Genomic DNA, 18,599 nt, shown 5'->3' on the forward strand with positions numbered 1-18,599 from the left:
CAAATTTCATGAATGATACTGCCAAACTTGATGCTGTCATGACCCGCTGCCCGGTTATCCCGGTGCTGGTAGTCAATGATGTTGCACAGGCTCGTCCCTTGGCTGAAGCGCTGGTCGCTGGTGGCCTGACCACTCTGGAAGTGACGCTGCGGACGCCTTGTGCGCTCGAAGTGATCGAGGAAATGTCCAAGGTTGAGGGCGCGTTTGTTGGCGCCGGCACTGTGTTGAACCCGACGGATCTGGAGCGTGCAGTAAAGGCTGGCTCCCGCTTTATCGTGAGCCCTGGCTTAACTGCACCGCTGGCTGACGCTGCCCGCGACCATGACATGCCTTTCCTTCCGGGCGTCGCAAATGCTGGTGACATCATGCGCGGTCTGGATCTGGGCCTGACACGCTTCAAGTTCTTCCCGGCTGTGACCAATGGTGGCATTCCGGCGCTGAAGAGCTTGGCCAGTGTATTCGGCAATGTCCGCTTCTGCCCGACAGGCGGCATCACTGAAGGGAGCGCTCCGGACTGGCTGGCACTTCCTTCCGTCTCCTGTGTCGGCGGATCGTGGATTACGGCAGGTGAGTTCGACGCAAAGACGGTGACGCAGCGTGCTACGGCTGCTGCTCTTTTGCGTCAGAGCTAAGATACCTTGTAAATTTTTCGCTCTATTGAAAACAGGAAGGCGGTCTGGAAGATATCTGGATCGCCTTTCTTTTTTTTCATTGAGGGCCTGTTTCTCTGCTTGAGAACGGATAAAGAACATTCCCAGAGGAAGAGGGGATGGAATTTATGAATATCTTTGCAGGAAAAGGGGTTACGGCCCTTTCCGCTAACGTCCGAATCGGATCATAAGAACCCGTGACTGGACGTTCTCATCTCCTGATTGGCGGATTTGCTGTTTTGTGTGCGATGCGCTGGCATGTCCTGTCACCCGAGCCTTTTTCGATCTGCACAGGGTTGCTGGGTAGCCTGCTTCCAGACATTGATACGGAGCGTTCCATGCTTGGGGCCCGGGTCAAATTTCTGTCCCGTTTTCTGGCGCGGACGTTTGGTCATCGTGGGATGACGCATTCCGGCGTTGTGTTGCTTTTGATCGCCACTGTGATTGGGGCTTTTATGGGGGAAGGTGCGCTGCGAGGCCCGATTGGCGCTCTTTTACTGGGCGTTGCCACCCACATCGCGGCTGACCTGCCAACCGGTGGCTGCCAGCTTCTGGCGCCCCTTAGCCGGTCCAGACTGTCTTTCTGGCCCTATGTCCGCACAGGCGGCCTGGGCGAGATCATGCTTCTTCTGCCTACTCTTTTTCTATTAGGGTGGGCAGGGTTCGCGGGACGTGATCCATTTGGTGGTCACGCTCCTTACGTCGTGCATCACCAGCGGTTGCACGGACATGTTTTGAAGGATATTGCATTTCCATCATGACTGAGACCCGACTCCCCGTCCGCCGCGCCCTTCTCTCCGTTTCTGACAAGACGGGACTGATTGAACTGGGGCGCGCGCTTGCCGCCCACGGTGCAGAACTGCTTTCGACGGGGGGCTCGGCAAGGGCGCTGCGTGAGGCCGGTCTGACTGTCAAAGATGTTTCAGAGCATACGGGCTTTCCCGAAATTCTTGACGGTCGTGTCAAGACGCTGGTTCCGCAGGTTCATGGTGGCATTCTCGCACGTCGTGACCTGCCGGCTCATCTGAGCCAGATGGAAGAGCACGGCATCGTGCCAATCGATCTGGTCTGCGTTAACCTGTATCCTTTCGCCGCTACGGTTGCATCCGGCGCGGGCGATGAAGACTGTATCGAGAATATCGATATTGGCGGCCCGGCCATGATCCGTGCTGCGGCCAAGAACTTCGATCATGTCACGATCCTGACGTCTCCTCAGCAATACGGTGATTTCGTTCAGTCTCTGGACGCGGGTGGAACGTATTTGAGCGAGCGTCGTGATTATGCGGGTGCTGCGTATGCTCATACGGCGTCTTATGACGGGATGATCTCCCGTTGGTTCGCGGAGCGTGCGGGCGAATTGTTGCCTCCTGTTCTGACGCTCAGTGGCTCCCGCGACGAGCTTCTGCGGTATGGTGAAAACCCACATCAGAAAGCTGCTTTCTATCGTGATGGCAGCACACGGGCAGGTATTGCGACGGCTCGCCAGGTGCAGGGCAAGGCGCTGAGCTACAACAATCTTAATGACACAGACGCAGCGTTCGAGGCTGTTGCTGAGTTTGATGCGCCTACTGTCGTGATCGTCAAGCACGCTAATCCATGCGGTGTGGCGTCTGCTGAAACGCTGGAACAGGCATGGATTGCGGCGCTGCGTTGTGATCCGGTTTCGGCATTTGGTGGCATCGTAGCTGTGAACAGAACGCTGGATGCAGAAACGGCTCAACGTATCAGTGCGATTTTCACGGAAGTGATTGTTGCCCCGGATGCGGACGCACAGGCTATTGAAATTCTTTCTCGCAAGAAGAACCTGCGTCTGTTGCTCACTGGCGGAATGCCGGACCCGGAAGCTGAAGGTCTGGCTTTTCGCTCTGTCGCCGGTGGTTTTCTGGCGCAAAGCCGGGATGCAGGCCGCGTCCTTGAGAGCGATCTGAAGGTCGTCACCAAACGCGCGCCCACGGAAAAGGAGATGAAAGATCTCCTGTTCGCGTTCCGAGTGGCCAAGCACGTGAAATCCAACGCGGTCATTTATGTTCGTAACAATGCGACTGTCGGGATTGGGGCGGGGCAGATGTCCCGTGTTGATAGCGCGCGCATTGCCGCTCGCAAGAGCGAAGATGCTGCGAATGTTGCGGGTGAGACTGCCCCGTTGACCAAGGGATCTGTGGCCGCATCGGATGCGTTCTTCCCGTTCGCAGATGGTCTTGAGAGTGTTGTTGCTGCTGGTGCTGTGGCTGTGATCCAGCCTGGTGGCTCAATTCGCGATCAGGAGGTGATCGATGCTGCCGATGCAGCTGGAATCGCCATGGTCTTCACTGGCATGAGGCATTTCCGGCATTGAAACCTTTCGCTCTCGCAAGCCTGCTTCTGGCTTTCTCCGCCCCGATGGTCGCCGAGGCCGCGCCATGTCTGTATGACATGTCACCGCTGCCCGTCACGAAAGGGATTGTTTCCCGTATTACGCCTACAGGTGTGATGCTGCGTGATGGTACGACTGTCATTCTTCCAGAGGAGCTTCTGGCAGGTGTACGTCTGGCACAGCCTCTTGCGGTGAGAGGGCTCGTGGCAGCATCGACCCACACAGTGCAGGCTTTTGCACTTGATGGCGTTCCGCCAGTTTGCCCGGCGCCAGCCGCAGTTACGCGAGGGCCATTTCCGGGTTCTCCTGGATACGATCACATTCAGAACTGAGTTTTGTGCGCGGCCTCTTTGAAAGGGCCGCGTATAAACCTTTTATTTACGTCTGCCGTGCCACTCTCCTTACCGGTTGTTTCCCCGGGAACTGGAGGGCTTGTCATTGTCGCAGATTCTGCCCGCAGCAAAGCCGGGAATGACGACTGGTGGCGGCACGTTTCCTGTTGGTACGCCACTTGCTTCAAAAGAACGATTTCAGGATTTTCTGAAAAGCTACGTTCATGAGAAGTCTCCGTCCTCTGACTGTGCCGCTCTCTCTCGTAAAAATACGCCGCGGGTGCAGAGTGAAAAGAACGTTCAGACAAACAGAGGGTCTGAGGTCGGCAAGAATCAGCCTGTTTCAACAGAGAACCGCGAGGTCTCTCGAAGTTTAAAACCTTTGAGCGCAGCGACGAAGGTCTCTGCACAGCCTGTCCGTTCGAATTCACTTCCAGAAAAATCTTCGAAAATACCGAATCCGGTTAACATTGCTCGACGCGGATCAGAGCTATCCGCTCATAAAGTTTCGACGGATGCATCCTTCATGGAAGCTCCCAAAGTGTCTTCATCGGTGCTGCAAAACAACGTCATAGACGAGCCTGTGACGACAGAAGAACCTGATCTGGGCCAACACGCAGAACAATTCGCACAATGCGTGTCGGATCTAGAACCCGACAACGGCCAGAGTTCGATGTCTGATTTGTCTCTTGGTATCGCCTCCTTTGATGGCGCGTCGAAATCCACGATAGACCCACTTGAGGTCAAGGAAGACAGGGAAGTTTCTGAAACAGAGAGTGTGAATGTGGCGTCTCCCACGTTGGCAGAAAATATTCCTGTTTTGCAGCCGTCGAATGCCGAGGCCTCGGAATCACTCTTGGAGCTTCCGCCCACGGAATTACAGAATTCCAGTTCCGAACATACGAGCGTTTCAAGCCCCACAAGGGGCGAACCCAGCCCGTCATTTCTGAATGGCCCTGTCATTACGCATCAGGCAACGGATCAGCGTCTCAATACCCAGATCGACATTTTCCTGGAACATGACGGCAAGATCCGGATGTCCGTTGCTGAGGACAAAGGGGGTGAACGCCACATCCATATTCTGGCTGAAAATTCGGAAGCGCTGCGTAGTCTTTCTACAAATAAAGAAAGCTTATTGTCGTCGCTGAACCAGAACCTCGTGTCGGTCTCCGCAGATCAGCCTGTGATATCCACAGAGGTCAGTTTTGGTTTGCTGGGATCTTTCTCGCAAGACTATCCGACAAATTCCGGCCGGGATGAGGGTCAGCAACGGCCCTTCACGGCTTGTGGTTCCTCTGAGACTTCGCCTGAAGATCTCAGTGAGAACGCCTCCATATCTCCTCGAAAATTTTTACGCGGTGTTGTTGATCTGACCGCTTAAAGGACGCTTTTTAATGGTCTCTTCTGTCACGTCATCATCGCTTCTGAACCAGGCTGTCTCGGCGGCCAAGTCGAGTGCGTCATCTCAGACGTCGAGTGCATCAACATCCACAGCAAGTAGTGTGGGCAGCGCTGCACTGTCTTCCATGGCAGGGAATTTCAATCAGTTTTTAACACTTCTGACTACCCAACTTCAGCATCAAGACCCCAGTAATCCAACCAGTACGGACAGCTTCACCAGTGAGTTGGCGCAGTTTGCGGGTGTGCAGCAACAGGTCGAGACCAATACTAATCTTACCAGCCTGATTTCTGCCACGCAGGACACTCAAATCACGTCTGGTATTGCGCTAGTCGGTAAAACAACGACAGCCACGACGGCTTCTCTGCCCCTACAAAGCGGTAAGGCTAGCATGACATTTACAGCGGAGCAGGCTGGGCCTGTAGCAATTGCCGTGACCGATGCGAGCGGTCAGGTTGTCAAAACCGACACGATGACGGCCACTGCGGGTACAAATTCCTGGTCTTGGGACGGAAATGATAACAGCGGACAACAAATGTCTGATGGTCAGTATTTCGTAGCTGTTGAAGGGACCGGGACGAGTGGGGAAACGGCATCTTTCCCGACAACAGTTTCCGGTACCGTTACAGGTCTGACACGGACATCGAGCGGCGTTAACGTGCAGATGGGAAGTGCGACTGTTCCGCTGAGTGATCTGGACGGATTTTCAGGAGCCTGAACAGTCAGCGGGGAAAATTCTATCGTTTTAAGCGCCCGTTAACCTTTTCTGTCCACAATGTCTGTCAGTGATTGCAGCAGGACAGGGTGAACGCGCATGTGGGCAGGGCTTGAGGCATCTCCTGAAAAAGCTTGTACGCAGATGACCGTATGGTGGGCGATTAAGTGAAGGCTCTTCTCGCAAATCTGAAGCAGCTCGGCCTTCCACGGCTGGCTGCTCTGGGGGGAGTGGGGGCGGCGCTGCTTGTGCTGCTCGGAGTTCTGGTTATGCACGGAGCAAATTCCACTACCGGACTGCTCTATCGAGATCTGGACCCCAGAGAAGCCGGTGAAATCGTAGATCAGCTTGCTAAGGCCCATATTGCGTATCGCCTTCAGGATCAGGGCGCGACGATCATGGTCCCTGATGACGAAGTGGCAAAAGCACGCCTTCTTCTTGCGAAAAGTGGCCTGCCGTCCGGCGGTTCGGTCGGATATGAGATTTTCGATAAGGGAAACAGTTTTACAGCCACGCAGTTTGAGCAAACGATCAACGAGACGCGTGCGCTGGAAGGTGAATTGGAGCGATCAATCCGCTTGATCCACGGTGTTCGCAATGCTCGTGTTCATCTTGTTCTGCGGCACAGAGAGCTTTTCTCTACGAACGAACAGGGCGCCCAGGCAAGTGTGCTTCTTTCGATGGACGGCGCACGCCGTTTGGATGAGGAAAGTATTGCGGCGGTCGTTAATCTGGTTTCTGCGGCGGTACCGGGGTTGGAGGCGCAGAATATCTCACTCGTAGACAATCGCGGGCATGTCCTGCTGCGCCAGGGCGCGGGAAGCGTCGATGGCAATCAAACGGCAGAAATGCAACGGCAGGCGTTGGAACAACGCATTTCCCGTGAAGTTGAGGACATGTTGGGAGCTTCTGTCGGCATAGGCCGTGTGCGGGTGGAAGCGACCGTGGCGATGAATAATGATCATGTGCGGGAAACTCAGGAAAGTTACGACCCTGACCAGCAGGTTCTCCGTTCTCAGCAAACCAAAAATGACAAAAGTATAAACACACAAGGAACAGCGAATACGACGGTCGGAAACAATCTGCCGAATGCTAACGCCGGTCAGCCGCAGAACGGAAGTCAAAGCAGCAGGCAGGAGCAAACGGATAATTACGAGATTGGTAAAAAGGTTCGGACCCTTGTGCAGGATCAGCCGCGCATTTCTCGTATCAGTGTCGCTGTCATGGTTGATGGAGCCGTGCAGACGGACGTGAAAGGTCAACATGTCTGGCAGCCACGAAATACTCAGGAGCTGGAAAGGCTAACGGCTCTCACCAAGACTGCCATTGGGTTCGATCAGGCTCGTGGCGATGTTGTTACCGTAATGTCTATGCAGTTTTCGGATATCGAAGCGGCAATACCCACGCCCCAACAGACATTTCTGAAGGGAATTTTGAGCCGCTCAAATGAAATGGAAGCTGCGCGTTTCGGTATTTTTGCTCTGTGCCTATTGATGGTGCTTTTCTTTGTCGTGCGCCCCTTGTTGCGTCCTCCTGGGGGCGGGCTTCCGACCGGGCAGCTTCTTTCTGATGCAAGAAGTGGCGGAGCTCCTCTGCCTGAGTTGGGGGGCACACTGGCGACTGAGGTGGGAAACCCGACAGCTCTTTTGGCTGCTCCATATGATGCCACAGTGCCTCTAACAGAGAGTGACGAAGAGACGGTGGCCGTGAGTGGCGTTTCCGGCCGTATTCGAGCGTCCTCTGTTCAGCGGGTGGTAGACCTCGTGGAAACGCATCCTGCGGAAAGTATTGCACTGATGCGCAGTTGGCTGATGCCGAGACAGGAGGGGCACTAAAAATGATTGGACTGGAAAAATCTGTCACGGGTGCGCAGAAGTCCGCCATTCTGATGATGGCATTAGGCGAAGAAAACTGCGCTCGCTTGTTTGAGCAGATGCACGAAGAAGAAATTCGAGAAATTTCTGCCGCCATGTCTCAGCTTGGAATGGTCTCTGCAGAAACTGTCGAAAGCGTCTGTCACGAATTCAGCCGGAGCCTCGGGTCTTCAGAAGTTTTGATTGGCGATATCGAAACAACTGAACGATTGCTCAAAAATACGCTTCCCGCTGGGCGAGCAGCGGCCATCATGGAAGAAATTCGCGGTCCTGCCGGGCGAACTATGTGGGATAAACTTGGAAACGTCTCAGAGGCAGTGCTCGCTAACTATTTAAAAAATGAATATCCGCAAACGGTCGCTGTTATTCTTGGCAGGATCAAGGCAGCGCACTCGGCGAAGGTTCTTGCTCTGCTGCCTGAAGAATTTTCGCTCGATGTTATGACGCGGATGCTGAAAATGGAAAATGTGCAGAAGGGGGTTTTGCACAGTGTGGAGCAGACACTAAGATCCGAGTTTGTCTCTAACCTTCCTCGTGGTTCGCATAGAGACAGCCACGAAGTTCTCGCAGACATCTTCAATAATTTCGATCGAAGACTTGAAGCACGCTTTATGACTGCCTTGGATGAGCGCAGTCATGATGATGCGGAGCGAATTAAAAGCCTTATGTTTACTTTCGAAGAATTGGCTCAGGTTCCTGTAGAGGGCCTTATGGTGTTGCTTAATCAGATTGCACGCGAAAGCTTGCCGATTGCTCTTAAGGGTGCAAGCGAGAAACTGCGAAGTGCATTTCTTGCGGCAATGTCTGAGCGTGCAGGGCGTATTCTTATAGATGAAGTTGAAGCATTAGGCCCTGTGCGCGTTAAGGACGTCGATGCGGCACAGAGTGATATTCTGCTTGTTGCCAAAGTTCTCCTTGATCGTGGGGAAATTGAACTTCTGGATCAAGAACAGGCCGCGAATGAGATGCTCGTATGAGGATTCCTGATTTCGACCGCCGCGATCAGGTGTCCAAAGTTCTCTACGCTGAAGATTTTGACATCCCGGTTTTGTCTCCAGTCGAACCGGAACCAGTCTCAGATCTGTCTTCTGGGGAAATAACTACACCTGAACTCTACACTGCCGAAGATTTAGATTTTGCCTGTAGGCAGGAAAAAGAACGAGTGTCTGCACTCGAACGAAATTTTTATGAAAAAGAAAAATCTGAATGGAAAAACTGTATTGAGAACAATTCTTTAAATATTATAAAAAAAATTTCTGATCAGATAAATCAATGTGCAGAGCAAGAAGCTGAAAATTCTTCAATCGCCATTTTTTCTCATCTCGCTAAAATTTTTCCATCCCTTTTGGAAAATTATGGCCCCAGAGAACGGGATGTATTGATTGATAAAATCATGCCAACCCTCAGAGAGGCTGCGCGCATCAGAATAGAAGCTAAATCTCAGGAAATTCAGCATTTATTAACGTTGTGTGAGCGAGAAGGAGTGGAAGTGATTGATTGTCGTGCAGATGACACTTTGGCTTCGGGAGATTTTCGAATTTTTTGGGCGACGGGAAAGGCTTGCCGAGAGGCAGGAACCTTGGTGCAGGAAATTTTGAAAATATTTTCTCTGGATAAAGTTTTACCTGCAGTGAGCGCGGAATAATTGAAATGACTGATACACAGAATAATTTCGATCTTGATGACGTCGAAGCAGTATCGGCGCAGTCTGTAGAGCCGCCTCGCTTCGCTCATGATCTCGAAGCGATCTACGATATTCCTGTAACGGTCAGTGCCGTTCTGGGACGTGCAAATATGCAGGTGAGCCAGCTATTACGCTTGGGGCGTGGGGCTGTTGTGGAGCTTGATCGAAAAGTCGGTGATTCGATCGACATTCTCGTAAATAATCGTCTGATAGCTCGTGGTGAAGTCGTGATGGTTGATGAGAATAGACTTGGTGTAACCATGACGGAAATTATTAAATCTGGAAAAGTTAAAAACTGAAAAATTTCCTAATATTTAACCTTGTTGTTATATTTTCTTTCAAGATAAAAATTTAATCAGGTAAGACTATTATTATGAACACATCAGAAGGGGTTCTTTCTTCCTTTGTGAAAAAGACCTCTCTCTCTGGTTATTTTCAGAAAATGCCCTTGCCCGCCTGGTTGCAAGGAGGGCAGCGCTGGCTGCCGGGAACAGATGTTGGATTGGCACTGGCAGTTGCCGGATTGCTCTCAGTTCTCGTCTTGCCGCTGCCGACATTCATTCTGGATGTCGGGCTGGCCCTCTCAGTCACGGCGTCCGTACTTGTCCTGATGGTCGCTTTGTTTTTAACGCGACCACTTGATTTCACCTCTTTCCCAACATTGCTGCTCCTCACAACATTGCTCCGTCTGTCGCTGGAGGTTGCGACAACCAGACTTATTCTTAGTCACGGTTATGAGGGGATGTATGCAGCTGGCCATGTCGTAGCTGCCTTCGGAGGTTTTCTGATGGGAGGTGACGTCGTAATCGGCGCGATCCTGTTTGCAATCCTTCTGGTTGTGAATTTCATGGTGATCACTAAGGGGTCAGGGCGTATTGCTGAAGTGGCAGCACGCTTTTCGCTGGATGCCATGCCTGGAAAGCAGATGGCGATTGATGCTGAACTGTCTTCTGGCGCCATCAGTGACAAAATTGCGCGGCAGCGCCGTAAAGAACTCCAGGAAGAAAGTGGGTTCTATGGAGCGATGGATGGTGCGGCCAAGTTCGTCCGTGGAGATGCAATCGCGAGTTTGATCATTACGGCCATCAATATTGTCGGAGGGTTAGCCATCGGCATTGGGCGTCATGGGATGTCTGTGGCGGATGCTGCATCTGCTTTTACGACTTTGACGATCGGCGATGGCCTGGTTTCGCAAATTCCTGCTCTGCTTGTCTCTACGGCCTCGGGTATTGTGGTGACCAAGGGAGGTACTGAAGGTGCGGCGGACGTAGCTTTGGTGCGGCAACTTGGCGGCAACCCCAAACCGCTTGCTTTGGCAGCTGGCTCATCGGCTGTCCTGTCATTAATGCCTGGGTTGCCGACGCTTCCCTTTCTTGGTTTGGCAGCTCTTGCAGGAGGAGGAGCGTGGTTGCGACATCGCTCACCTGTTAAGGATCAAGATGCTGAAGAGGATGCTGTCAGCCTTCCTGAAAACACACAGTCTGGTGAGCCCCCCATTACCGAAAGCCTCCGTGTAGATTTGCTACGTTTAGAGTTGGGCTTTAATTTGCTCTCAATTGCGAGCGGTGATGGTGCGCGGTTGACTGAGCAAATCAAGGTTCTCAGAAGAACAATTGCTGGAGAAATGGGATTTATTCTGCCACCTGTCCGTATTCAGGACAATCTTCAGCTTTCATCTGACGCGTATGCTGTAAAAATTAAAGAAATCGAAATTGGACATGGAGAAGTACGGATTAGTCGAATTTTGGCGATGAATCCGAAGGGAGGTTTGCCAGACTTGCAGGGTGAGGAAACGCGAGAGCCGGCATTTAATCTCCCAGCATTGTGGATCGATCAAAGTGAACGAGAGAATGCGATTATCAAGGGATATACAGTCGTTGATCCAGCAAGCGTCATTATTACGCACTTAACGGAGTTGGTTCGGGAAAACATGGCCGACCTCCTGTCTTACTCCGAGACACAGAAACTTCTGGATGACATGCCAAGAGATCAGCAGAAACTGATTGTCGATCTTATTCCGTCTCAAGTGTCAGTGAGTGTTGTTCAGAGAGTTCTACAAAGTCTTCTTGCGGAGCAGATTTCAATTCGTGATTTGTCGGGTATTTTAGAGGCGCTGCAGGAAGGCTGTGGGCAAGGTCTCAAATCTGTACTGGCGTTGACCTCACATGTTCGGACCCGTTTGGCGCGTCAGATCAGCTTCGCTGTTACCGGACCAAAGGGCTATATTCCTGTTTTGACACTAAGCCCCGATTGGGAAGTCGTGTTGTCAGAGAACATGATTGGTCCTGCAGATGATCGCCAGTTGGCGCTCCCGCCATCTCGCCTGAACGAATTGGTAGGCCAGCTGAGGCAGGCTCTGGATGTAGCTTTGGGGCAGGGTGAAAACCCGGTTATTCTTGTCGCCGGGGGGATGCGTCGTCCTATACGAATGATTGTGGAACGCATTCGCCCAGCGACCATGGTTCTATCGCAAACAGAAATTTCTACTCGCGCAAAGATACGGACCGTTGGGGTCATTCAGTAAGAACCCAAGAATGCATGGCTCTCGTGTATTGCAAGCTGCCATCTGAGTCTAAGGTGTTCGGGCTTACCTCGGACTTTGTGATCGCTTATGGTCTCTGGTCATTGCTAAAGGGAATGTACCGACCATGCGTGTTGCACTGATCCAGATGGCTCCTTCGGCTGACCGGGATGCAAATATTGCTCAGGCTCAGAAGCTCGTGGCGGATGCAGTAAAAGCCGAAAATCCTGTTTTGGTGGTTTTGCCAGAGGTGTGGAGTTGCCTGGGCGGGACGGCTGAGACCAAGCATGCCAGCGCTGAGCAACTTCCGGCTCCTGGAGAGTCTGGTGGTCCGCTGTATGAGGCTTTGCGCGCAATGGCCAAAGAGCACGGTATTTGGGTTCATGGTGGCTCGATCGGAGAAACCGTCTTGGGTGAGGGAAAAGATAAATTGGCGAACACATCGCTGATCTTTGACCCTGACGGCAATGAATGCGGACGCTACAGGAAAATTCACCTTTTTGATGTGGTCACGCCGAATGGGGATGGTTATCGGGAGAGTGATAACTATGTGCCAGGTGACAGCGTAGAGGTTGTAGATATTTCAGGCGTCCCGACGGGTCTCGCCATTTGCTACGATTTGCGTTTTGCTGAGCTGTTTCTTGCATTGCGAGCCGCAGATGTGGCGATGATCATCTTACCTGCTGCGTTTACACAGCAGACAGGGGAAGCTCATTGGGAAATCCTGATCCGGGCACGTGCGATAGAAACGCAGGCCTGGGTCATTGCCTGCGGGACAGCCGGTTGGCATACGGATGCTGCTGGAAACGAGCGTCAGACATATGGTCACTCCATGATTGTAAATCCATGGGGCGAGGTTGTTCTGAAACTGGGGGGCGAAGCCGCTTGGGGAACTGCCGATCTCGATTTCGATCAGGTGCGTCAGGTGCGTGAACGTATGCCAATTCAGGCAAACAGGCAGCTGATCTGACCGGTATGAAAATTGCTTTTGTAGCGGCGTCAACAGACGCCGCCCAGGATGCACTCGCAGTTCTGGTCGCTCGCTATGGGAACGTTCCGCTCGAAAGCGCTGATGTGGCTGTCAGTCTGGGGGGTGATGGCTTTATGCTCGAAACGCTTCATCGTGTTCTTGGGCTTGAGTTGGCCGTGTACGGTATGAATTACGGAACCATCGGGTTCCTTATGAATACGCCCAATGAAGATGATCTACCGGAACGCCTGTTAAATGCGCAGCCTTCCTTGCTGCATCCGCTGCATATGACGGCGAGGACAGTTAATGGAGAAGTGTCTGAAGCGCGGGCATTTAATGACGTGTTCCTCTTTCGCCAGACACGCCAGACATCCCGAATTCGTATTGAGGTTGATGGTCGGACAAGGCTGGAAGAGTTGATTTGTGACGGGGTCATTGTTGCGACCCCTGCGGGATCGACGGCGTACAATCTTTCCGCACATGGTCCCATCGTGCCCCTGAGTGCGAACATCTTACCGTTGACACCGATTTCTGCTTTTCGTCCCAGGCGCTGGCGGGGCGCTCTCCTGCCATCAACGGCCGTAGTCAGACTGACGTTGATGGACACAGACAAGCGACCCACGGCGGCAGTCGCAGATTTCAAGGAAATCCGTGATGTGGCTGAGGTGATTGTCAAAGAGGACCGCAAGCTGCATGCCACGGTCCTCTTCGATCCAGATCACGGGTTGTCCGAGCGTATTATCGCTGAACAGTTTCTGGAGTAGCTGTTTTACAGGATGGGTGTCAGTAACGGCTTACCGTCAAAGTGCGCGATGAGATTGTCGACCATCAGGTTACCCATAATGGTCCGCGTTTCCACGGTTGCCGATGCCTGATGAGCTTGGAGGACGGTATTATCAAGCTTGAAGAACTCGGGATTGATGTTTGGTTCATTCTGGAACACATCCAGTCCCGCGCCTGCAATCCGCTTTTCTTGCAAAGCTGAGAGCAAAGCTGCCTCATCTACAACCGATCCGCGGGCAATGTTGATGAGGACGCCGTCTGGCCCGAGAGCTTCAAGAATTTCCGCATCAACCATATTGGCTGAGCGAGGGCCTCCCGAGACTGCCAGAACGAGAATATCGCTCCATTCAGCCAGTTTCTTCAGATCACTTTCGAAGCGTACTGCGCTTTCAGGACGTGGCTTCGAATTGAAATAGGCCAGTTCCATACCGAATGCTGCTGCACGGTGGGCGATGGCTTGCCCGATCTGACCAAAACCTGCGATGCCCATCCGTTTTCCGGTCACGCTGCGGGACAGGGGCAGCGAATTTCTGGACCATTCACCGGAGCGAACAAGACGGTCATTCAAGACCGTGTCACGCATGACTGATAGCGTCAGAACAATGGCCATGTCTGCGACATCATCGGTGAGGGTCCCAAGCGTTGTTGCAACACCAATTTTGCGGCGGCGTGCTTCGTCAAGGTCGATCTGATCTGTCCCGACGCCGTTGACGGCGATGACTTCTAACGCAGGAAGCGCGTCCATGAGGGGGCGCGGAAGTCCTGAACCGCCGCCAGTGGCCACCCCCCGGACTTTATCTGCGATTGGCTTGAGCTGATCGAGGTCACTGTATGTGTGCAGGTTAAAATGCTCTGCAAGTCGCGCTACGATCCCGGCTGGGAAAGGGTCGATCATGAGCAGGTCAGGTTTGATAGACAAGTCGGTTCTCCTGTTGATCAGTGACGGGAGGGAAGAGTGTCGAGCTCTTTGTCCGCAAGGGCACGGCAGGCGTGTTCAACGTCGTTCCAGGTGATCGTAAAGCCGCTTTCTGGGCCATAATAAGGATCATCGACGTCTTCACCCTCTCGGCCAGGAATATGGTCGAGCATAAGGGAGAGGCGCGCTCTACTGTCCGAGGGCTGCATATTTTGCAGGTGGGTCAGATGTGAGTGATCGAGCGCAATGATGTGGTCAAAGCGGTAAAAATCATCTTCGCAGATGAGGCGTGATCTAAGTGCCGAAGCGTCCAGGCCGTGTTGGCTTGCTACCTTGCAGGCTCTCGGATCTGGTGGATACCCGAGGTGCCAATGTCCAATAGCAGCTGAATCAATATCGAGTTCAAGTTCTCGCTTCTCAGCCTCTCGCCGCATGGCAAGTTCAGCGAGTGGAGAGCGGCAGATATTGCCAGTGCAGACAAAGAGGAAGCTATTTAAGCGCCGGTTAACCATATGAAAAATGCCATTGTTGCAATGGAAGTCAGTGTTCCGAAAAACAGGACGGAAGCGATTTCGCGTTCCAGAACGTGATACCGCATTGCCAGAATAACGTTGATGGAGGCACTTGGGATTGCCATCGTCAACACACTTTCCTGAAGGGCCTGCGGGGGAAGGTGCCACGCTCGAGCCAGAGCATAGATTATTCCCGGAATGACAATGTTGCGGATCCCCACAATCGTGCCCACCAGAGGACTAAAACGAACCTGCCGCGTAAACAGGACGACGCCTGATGCGAACAAAGCTGCTCCTCCGGTCGTGTGGCCGAGCAAAAGAAAAGATCCTTTCAGGAATACGGGCAGGAAAGCGCCAGCACTGACGAGCACAAGAGCTAGCAGCGGCACCCAGACCACGGGCTCACGGCATGAATGAAGAAGATGCCCTACCAGTTCACGAAGTTCGTTGCGTCTTTCCGTTGTGGTATCGCGGGCCTGTCGGTTTCCGTGATCGTGCCCCATCAGAATAAGGGTTATGGGTAACTGGATCAGGTTCATCGCTAGGGCGGCGATTGAAATTGGCACACCGCTGGCAGCCCCGAAAATCTGCCCTAAAACTGGGATACCAATAAACGGGACCGAGGGACCGGTGATTGTCATGGCAATGATGGCGGCTTCGCTCAGTCGGCGCTTCAGTGCAAAACGGAATACACTGAAAACGGCAGCATATCCGCCCACCATTGCCAAAAGTATGAGCGCCGCTACCGGACCAGCAGACAGCACCTGAGCTTTGGGCGTGCTCAGAATGGAGACGAAGAGTTCGAGCGGAAGAGCATAGAGCATGACCAGTCGCGTCAGAACGCCTGCCTGTTGGGCATCAAAATCTTTACGGTATGCGGCGAAATAGCCGAAGCCCAGTGTGACCAGAATGGGCAAAATAGCCTGGATGATCGTGAGCAGCAGGTTGGGCGAAGAGGTCATGAGATGCTCATAGAAAGGCAGAAGTTCTAGGTGTCGCTATTCTCTTTCGTAATGACATCGTTATCATCCGTCCATCCCTGCCGCTGGAAGCGATTGACCAAAAAGAGCGGGTGATGTCTTTGTAGAATGCTTTTGCTTCAATTCTTGCTCTGGGCGAACCATGCAATCCATTTTTGACACCTTGCTCAGTTTCATCCTGATGCTGCTGGGTTTTATCGTCGCAGCTGTAGCTTTCGTGGAAGTTGCCGCGCGTGCCGTATTGAGTAGCATCGGGATACATGGGCAGTTTCAGACGGTTCTTCTTCTTTGTCTGTTATGCGCACTAATTGTTGTGGCATTTCGTATTTTTGGACGCTTATTGGCGGTGCTTCTGACCGCTGCTTTTGTCGTGTATCTGTTGCACGCGTTGTTAGGTATTCCTCATAATATTCCCGTCGGGGAAAACTCCTCGGAGAAGGCTATTACTCTGTAGGTATATGTTTTCCGTTATGGGAAATGTATTTTTCTTCGATTCGTGTTCTATGGCATTAGAAAAGTATTTATAATTTTAGTTAAATAAATTTTTTACTAAAAATGCATTTCTCTCACTTTCTGAAAATATTTCTCTACAAAGGTGCGGTTATTTTTCTTTGGTGATGGATTTTTATCTGAATTTCTTTTAAAAATGGCGGTTTTGGGGCGTACCACTTGCAAGAAATTGCTGAGCATTGAGTCATAACCCTTGAAGAATATGGTATCTCCCCGTCGCTAGGGGCGCTTCCAAAGCATAGTCGAGGCCAAGGACGGAAGTCTGTAGCGTTATTTCCCGTAGCCGTTAAGGTGCCAAGGGCGCACCAAGGAGGATGGGAACCCATTTTCCCCGAGAATAGATCACTGGCTGTGCACTTCCCCCGACACAGTCTGAACATAGGGCCATGCCGCCCTCCACGCCTTTCACCTTCGAAAGAAGTGTGGATTTTGTATAAGACTGCATGAACAACAGGCCCCCGTATGTAGCGGCGGCTGTTGCATCCCCAATTGAGATATTATGGGTTACAGGATCTGCGTTGATATATGCGAGACGGGCATAAGATGCAGGTGCAGTTTTTGTTGCAGGCACTGAGCTTCCCAGAACAAGGGATTTGGCTTGCAGTGTTGTTTTTACCGTGGCTAACCCATTGATATAAAATGCACCATTGGGAGGTGTTACCGACGTCATCGCTTCATTTGTAGTGCTGCTGAGGTTCACTGTTGTCGGAGAACCCACAGAAGCATTGTAAATATTGTTATTGCCGTTCCAGCCACCAAAAATACTGATCGCTCCAGATTGCCAGCAGTTATTATTAGATATTGTAGTCTGGGATACTGTATCTGCCGGGGTTGTGATAATCATGCAGGTGCCATGCCAGATGCCAGACGTCTGATTTCCAGTCACAATTGAACCGTCTGACACGTATAATTGGTATACAGGTGTTGTCTGGGTTGGTTGTCCACCCAGAGAATTCGCACCATTGTCCGTAATCACGGAATATACGCTCGAAGCCGTCGCGCTACCGATTGAGTAGCCGATAAAAGACGGGCGAGCCGCAGCCTGTAAGTTATTTCGTGAGACGATATTTAAGCCGCCCTGAATCCAGATACCGCCATATTTCACATTCAGGCCGTTATCTACAATCTCCATACCTTCGGATCCAGTATGATCTGCTGGAGCCATGTACACCCCGTACCCGAATGTCAGAAACCTGTTTCGAGAAACGAAGATGCCTTGGACATGATCGTGAATACGCACGGCGACCGACCCCTGCGTATAAACCCCTTGAACGCTGTTATCGTAGACATCAGAGTCAGATGAGTACTGGTCTGCGCCGGTTGTTCCTACTGCTTTCGCCACGCCCGTGAACTCGGTGAAAGCCCGAGAAAAGGAGCCGTAGTTTCTATAGATACTGAAATGGCCGACATTCTGTCCGTAGAATAAGGACCCTGCCCCCGCAGACACAACAGAAGCATTTGGGTAACGTGGGTCTTTGTTAGGAACCGACATGCCGTGAATGCTGGACTGGAAATATCCGAAAAATTCTTTCGCGTTCTGGACGGTCACGAATTTTGCTTTTCCGGCCGTATCAAAAAATACGCCATCATGAATGTTGAAGCCGGACATCTTGGGAACATTTGATCCATCGAAGACCAGAAAATCTGATCCGGTCGTCGTCACAACGCCTCCGCTGTTGAAATTAATATCAACAATATTGCCTGATCCGGTTGAAATGCGGATTGGTGCGTTATTGACGCAAAGCCGACCCGCCGGGAACGTCAGTGAATTGCCGGTGGCCATAACATAGGCAAAAGCGTTCGAGAGCGCGACATGATCATCAATGGTGGCGTTACATTTGGCGCCGAAATCCATAGGGCTGAGAATGCGTCCCAGATGATCGGCAAGTGTATGTGCTGTCGGAGCTTCGCTGGCTCGTGCCACGGAAGTGGTGACGTCAAGACCTGAGGCTGAACCGCCCTGAATGCTGGGATTTTGCATCCGCCCGTTGACGGCATCAGACCTGACAGGATCTTCCGGATTTCCAGCTGGAGTATGAGATCGCCAGTTTGGCACGGCATTGACGGGATCGGCCACTGCATGCCTCGTGCAAGGCAGTAATAAGACGGCGATGAAAACTGTCCTCACGAGTTTCATGTCACAGGCTCTCCTTATGCCTCAATCGCTATTTTGTAATGCAGGCTGATGTCACGTTTGATCGCCATAGTAGGCCAAACACATGTTTGTAACGTACTCACACTTTTTGGGTCATCACATGTGGAGGGTCGGTCCCTTCACATAAACATTCGCGTCGAAGTGGGTATGTTTGAGATACGGTGCCGATACTAACCGCTCATCTGAGGTTAGGGGCACCGTGTGGTAAATTTGGCCTTAGGCTGCGGAAATTTCCAAGGTGAGTG

Annotated in this window: 18 protein-coding genes; 14 read left to right on the top strand and 4 right to left on the bottom strand. The window is 52.1% G+C overall.

Annotated elements, in window-relative coordinates; all coding sequences use genetic code 11:
• Window positions 1–8: 8 nt before the first annotated feature.
• From eda to M2305_RS09715, 13 genes are all read left to right on the top strand, one after another.
• The gene (gene eda / locus M2305_RS09655) at window positions 9–632 is read left to right on the top strand and encodes a bifunctional 4-hydroxy-2-oxoglutarate aldolase/2-dehydro-3-deoxy-phosphogluconate aldolase (protein ID WP_264649236.1); all 624 of its coding nucleotides are present in this window, start codon (window positions 9–11) and stop codon (window positions 630–632) included.
• 215 nt (window positions 633–847) lie between these two features.
• Window positions 848–1,411: a metal-dependent hydrolase gene (locus M2305_RS09660; protein ID WP_264649237.1), complete on the top strand. Its 564-nt coding sequence runs from the start codon at window positions 848–850 to the stop codon at window positions 1,409–1,411.
• A complete protein-coding gene (gene purH, locus M2305_RS09665) occupies window positions 1,408–2,985 on the top strand; it encodes a bifunctional phosphoribosylaminoimidazolecarboxamide formyltransferase/IMP cyclohydrolase (protein ID WP_064275084.1) in 1,578 nt (525 codons plus the stop codon). The genes M2305_RS09660 and purH overlap by 4 nt, the downstream gene beginning before the upstream one ends.
• On the top strand, window positions 2,982–3,335 hold the full coding sequence (locus M2305_RS09670; RefSeq protein WP_046901138.1) for a hypothetical protein: 354 nt from the start codon (window positions 2,982–2,984) through the stop codon (window positions 3,333–3,335). Before purH ends, M2305_RS09670 begins: the two co-directional genes overlap by 4 nt.
• 526 nt (window positions 3,336–3,861) lie before the next feature.
• Entirely contained in the window at window positions 3,862–4,716 is an 855-nt protein-coding gene (locus tag M2305_RS09675) for a hypothetical protein (RefSeq protein WP_264649240.1), read from the top strand.
• A 13-nt stretch (window positions 4,717–4,729) separates the two neighbouring features.
• Window positions 4,730–5,452: a flagellar hook assembly protein FlgD gene (locus M2305_RS09680; RefSeq protein WP_211508674.1), complete on the top strand. Its 723-nt coding sequence runs from the start codon at window positions 4,730–4,732 to the stop codon at window positions 5,450–5,452.
• A 164-nt stretch (window positions 5,453–5,616) separates the two neighbouring features.
• On the top strand, window positions 5,617–7,284 hold the full coding sequence (fliF, locus tag M2305_RS09685) for a flagellar basal-body MS-ring/collar protein FliF (protein ID WP_264649241.1): 1,668 nt from the start codon (window positions 5,617–5,619) through the stop codon (window positions 7,282–7,284).
• 2 nt (window positions 7,285–7,286) lie between these two features.
• The gene (locus M2305_RS09690; RefSeq protein WP_264649242.1) at window positions 7,287–8,300 is read left to right on the top strand and encodes a flagellar motor switch protein FliG; all 1,014 of its coding nucleotides are present in this window, start codon (window positions 7,287–7,289) and stop codon (window positions 8,298–8,300) included.
• Window positions 8,297–8,968 (top strand): FliH/SctL family protein, encoded by a 672-nt coding sequence (locus M2305_RS09695; RefSeq protein ID WP_264649243.1) that lies wholly within the window; start codon window positions 8,297–8,299, stop codon window positions 8,966–8,968. The genes M2305_RS09690 and M2305_RS09695 overlap by 4 nt, the downstream gene beginning before the upstream one ends.
• A 5-nt stretch (window positions 8,969–8,973) precedes the next feature.
• Window positions 8,974–9,306, top strand: coding sequence for a flagellar motor switch protein FliN (gene fliN, locus M2305_RS09700; protein WP_099213153.1), 333 nt, complete (start codon window positions 8,974–8,976; stop codon window positions 9,304–9,306).
• Window positions 9,307–9,449: 143 nt separating this feature from the next.
• Entirely contained in the window at window positions 9,450–11,531 is a 2,082-nt protein-coding gene (gene flhA / locus M2305_RS09705) for a flagellar biosynthesis protein FlhA (protein WP_408871469.1), read from the top strand.
• Between the two features lie 124 nt (window positions 11,532–11,655).
• Complete coding sequence (locus M2305_RS09710) at window positions 11,656–12,498, top strand: carbon-nitrogen hydrolase family protein (RefSeq protein ID WP_264649245.1); 843 nt, start codon at window positions 11,656–11,658, stop codon at window positions 12,496–12,498.
• A 5-nt stretch (window positions 12,499–12,503) separates the two neighbouring features.
• Window positions 12,504–13,262: an NAD kinase gene (locus M2305_RS09715; protein ID WP_086632879.1), complete on the top strand. Its 759-nt coding sequence runs from the start codon at window positions 12,504–12,506 to the stop codon at window positions 13,260–13,262.
• Window positions 13,263–13,267: 5 nt separating this feature from the next.
• Here the strand turns inward: M2305_RS09715 and M2305_RS09720 are convergent, their stop codons facing one another.
• From M2305_RS09720 to M2305_RS09730, 3 genes are read right to left on the bottom strand one after another with little or no spacing between them, the layout of a single operon-like run.
• A complete protein-coding gene (locus M2305_RS09720) occupies window positions 13,268–14,200 on the bottom strand; it encodes a 2-hydroxyacid dehydrogenase (RefSeq protein ID WP_264649246.1) in 933 nt (310 codons plus the stop codon).
• Between the two features lie 17 nt (window positions 14,201–14,217).
• Entirely contained in the window at window positions 14,218–14,709 is a 492-nt protein-coding gene (locus M2305_RS09725) for a low molecular weight protein-tyrosine-phosphatase (protein WP_086632881.1), read from the bottom strand.
• Window positions 14,691–15,671: an AEC family transporter gene (locus tag M2305_RS09730; protein ID WP_211498509.1), complete on the bottom strand. Its 981-nt coding sequence runs from the start codon at window positions 15,669–15,671 to the stop codon at window positions 14,691–14,693. Before M2305_RS09730 ends, M2305_RS09725 begins: the two co-directional genes overlap by 19 nt.
• A gap of 160 nt (window positions 15,672–15,831) precedes the next feature.
• On the opposite strand from M2305_RS09730, the gene M2305_RS09735 reads away from it, so the two are divergent.
• Window positions 15,832–16,143, top strand: a complete 312-nt coding sequence (locus M2305_RS09735) for a hypothetical protein (protein WP_264649247.1) — start codon at window positions 15,832–15,834, stop codon at window positions 16,141–16,143.
• A 342-nt stretch (window positions 16,144–16,485) separates the two neighbouring features.
• On the opposite strand, the gene M2305_RS09740 is transcribed toward M2305_RS09735, so the two are convergent.
• Complete coding sequence (locus tag M2305_RS09740; RefSeq protein WP_264649248.1) at window positions 16,486–18,276, bottom strand: hypothetical protein; 1,791 nt, start codon at window positions 18,274–18,276, stop codon at window positions 16,486–16,488.
• Between the last annotated feature and the right edge of the window lie 323 nt (window positions 18,277–18,599).

Origin of the sequence: Gluconobacter cerinus, assembly GCF_025961355.1 — a bacterium.
GTDB lineage: Bacteria > Pseudomonadota > Alphaproteobacteria > Acetobacterales > Acetobacteraceae > Gluconobacter > Gluconobacter cerinus.